Consider the following 2,472-nt stretch of genomic DNA (forward strand, 5'->3'; position numbering starts at 1 on the left):
CGGTGATGGAGCCGCTGCCAATACCAAATAAAGCCGAACCCCAGCCAATGCCAGAACCTGCCACTACTAGGCCTCTTTTGCTTGGCAATGAGCGAGTGGGTTTAGGCTTTAAGCCCAGCCCCATCTGGGCCGCCACGATTAACGCCGAGATGCCGATGACCAATTGCAAGCCGGCACCGCTTAATGAATTAGCGGTTAATACTCCCAGCACTGCCCCCAGCAAGATACCCATGCTGATGCGGCTGGCCAAGGGCCAATCCACAGCCCCTTTTTGATGATGGGTGCGCACCGAACTAAGGGAGGTAAAGGCGATAGTAGCTAACGACGTGCCCACAGCCATGTGGGTTAGCACTTCCACAGGAAAGCCCAGGGCTTCGAAGGTAATCACCAACACAGGCACTATAACCAGGCCGCCACCGATGCCAAATAGACCCGCCAGCAAACCGGCAAAAGCGCCCACAGCTAAATATATAAGTAATAACGTCATGAAATACTAAATAACCATTTATTGGGCGGGCATTATGAAGGCTTTAGGGTCATGTCGCCAGTGGTCATAGATAGCCTTGAGACTGACACTGTGTGCCAAGCGAATGTGTGTATTTTGCTTACAATAGGCTTAACTAACCGCACCAGCATGAGTACACTGCCCCCATGTGCTTAATATGCTTTCAATTCGCGCCAGACAGCGACACCCCACTAACCATGGTGGCCAACCGGGATGAGTTTCATGCCAGGGAAAGCCGCGGTGCGCAATTTTGGGAAGATTACCCACAGGTATTGGCTGGGCTGGATTTGCAAGCCGGCGGCACCTGGATGGGCGTCACCCGAGACGGCCGCTTTGCCGCCATTACCAATGTTCGCAGAATCCCCTCTCCCCATGAAGGCACCATTTCACGTGGCCAACTGGTGGCCGATTTTTTATGCCAAGCGCTGGACTGCCAAGACTACCTTGAGAAGATTCATGCACAGGGTGCCCTTTATGATGGCTTCAATCTGGTGGTGGGCAATCGCCAGCAGTGCTGGTACTTAAGCAATCACAATGGTGATGGCCCTCAACAACTGGCCCCGGGATTATACGGCTTAAGCAATGCCCAGCTGGACACCCATTGGCCCAAGGTAGAGTTTGCCAAGCAGGCCCTGGCACAATGGCTAACACAGCCGCAAGATGCGCCACTTTATACCCTGCTAAATAACCCCCAGGGCTACCCTAAAGATCAACTGCCCGATACCGGCATAGGGGAAGAATGGGAAGAGTTATTGTCTCCGGCCTTCATCAAAAGCCCAGCCTATGGCACCCGAGCCAGCACCGGATTGCAAATTCAACAAGACAGCATTCAAATGCAAGAAGCCAGCTTTGATAGCCAGGGCAAACTGGCAAACTTACTGTCATTTGAGTTTTAGAGCATGCTATCCAGGCTAATTAAAAATCTAATTTCTTAGACCTTTTAATTATTTAGGGCCGCCACTCCATTGCCTAACTTACAAAAATAAGTATTGGTGACGCTAACTATTTGATTTTAAAAGCGTCATTTTTTATGTTCACAATTCATTGCATATTTTTACGATCACAGTACGCAAAGCCCACGTGAAATACATCACATAAGCCATATAGCCCTGCCATACTTTGAGCTATGGAAAGAAGCGCTCCTTTTTATTGTCACCGCCACAAAAGTCGCCCCCCAGCTAAAAAACAGCAACAAATCGTTTTGATGTTGGCCGGTATCTGTATGGCGCTATTGTATTTGGCCCTGTTCCTTAGCGGCAGCACCCGGCCGGTACTGGCACCCCTGGTGGCCAAAGAAAGTATTGAATACTGGTTATACGACGCCCCCGGCGAGGTGGTGGGTAGCATCAGCCTGCAATACCGTGACGAGTTAGATGAACTGTATCGCCAACACGGCCACCAACCGATCTGGATGGACCATTTTCAGCTTAATGACGCGGGCAAGGTGCTGGTTCGAAGCCTTAAACACACCGCCAGCGACGAATGGAAAGCCTACCGTTATCGCATCGCTAAGTTACAAACCGAGATCAAACGCCTAAGCAATCAACCCAAACACGCGGCAGCCATCGATGTATTGCTGTCCGATGCCTTCATCGATTACGCCCAACAGGTATTGAATCGAGAGTTGCTGCCCAATACCGGCGAACTGGATCACCCTTCCTTTAGAAAAGTGGCCTCGGCACCCACCATTAGAGTGACGTCCCTGGATGTGATTAGCTTGCTGTCGCAATCTTTGGAGCATGGCAAGCTGCATACTCTGGTCAGTGACCTGGTGCCCCAGCATTCTGGTTATGAAGGGCTGGCCAACGAACTGGACCGTTATCAGGATATTGCCGACAGCGGCGGCTGGTATCCGCTAAACATTGACCGCACATTAAGCTTGGGGGACTCCCACGGGCAAGTGCCGCGTTTGCGCTGGATGCTTAAAGAATACGGGGATTTCACCGCCAGCAAACTGGCCTGGCTTA

Annotated in this window: 3 protein-coding genes; 2 read left to right on the plus strand and 1 reads right to left on the minus strand. The window is 51.2% G+C overall.

The window, feature by feature from the left end; all coding sequences use genetic code 11:
* Positions 1-487, minus strand: a 487-nt coding sequence (locus tag DWA01_RS00105; protein WP_136057622.1) for a sulfite exporter TauE/SafE family protein, incomplete at its 3' end; no start/stop codon positions are given.
* A 164-nt stretch (positions 488-651) separates the two neighbouring features.
* On the opposite strand from DWA01_RS00105, the gene DWA01_RS00110 reads away from it, so the two are divergent.
* Both DWA01_RS00110 and DWA01_RS00115 read left to right on the plus strand, forming a co-directional pair.
* Positions 652-1,401: an NRDE family protein gene (locus DWA01_RS00110; protein ID WP_114283613.1), complete on the plus strand. Its 750-nt coding sequence runs from the start codon at positions 652-654 to the stop codon at positions 1,399-1,401.
* Positions 1,402-1,631: 230 nt separating this feature from the next.
* A partial coding sequence (locus tag DWA01_RS00115; RefSeq protein ID WP_136057623.1) for a L,D-transpeptidase scaffold domain-containing protein occupies positions 1,632-2,472 on the plus strand: 841 nt, incomplete at its 3' end.

Origin of the sequence: Candidatus Halocynthiibacter alkanivorans (assembly GCF_003333265.1) — a bacterium.
Lineage (GTDB): Bacteria > Pseudomonadota > Alphaproteobacteria > Rhodobacterales > Rhodobacteraceae > Halocyntiibacter_A > Halocyntiibacter_A alkanivorans.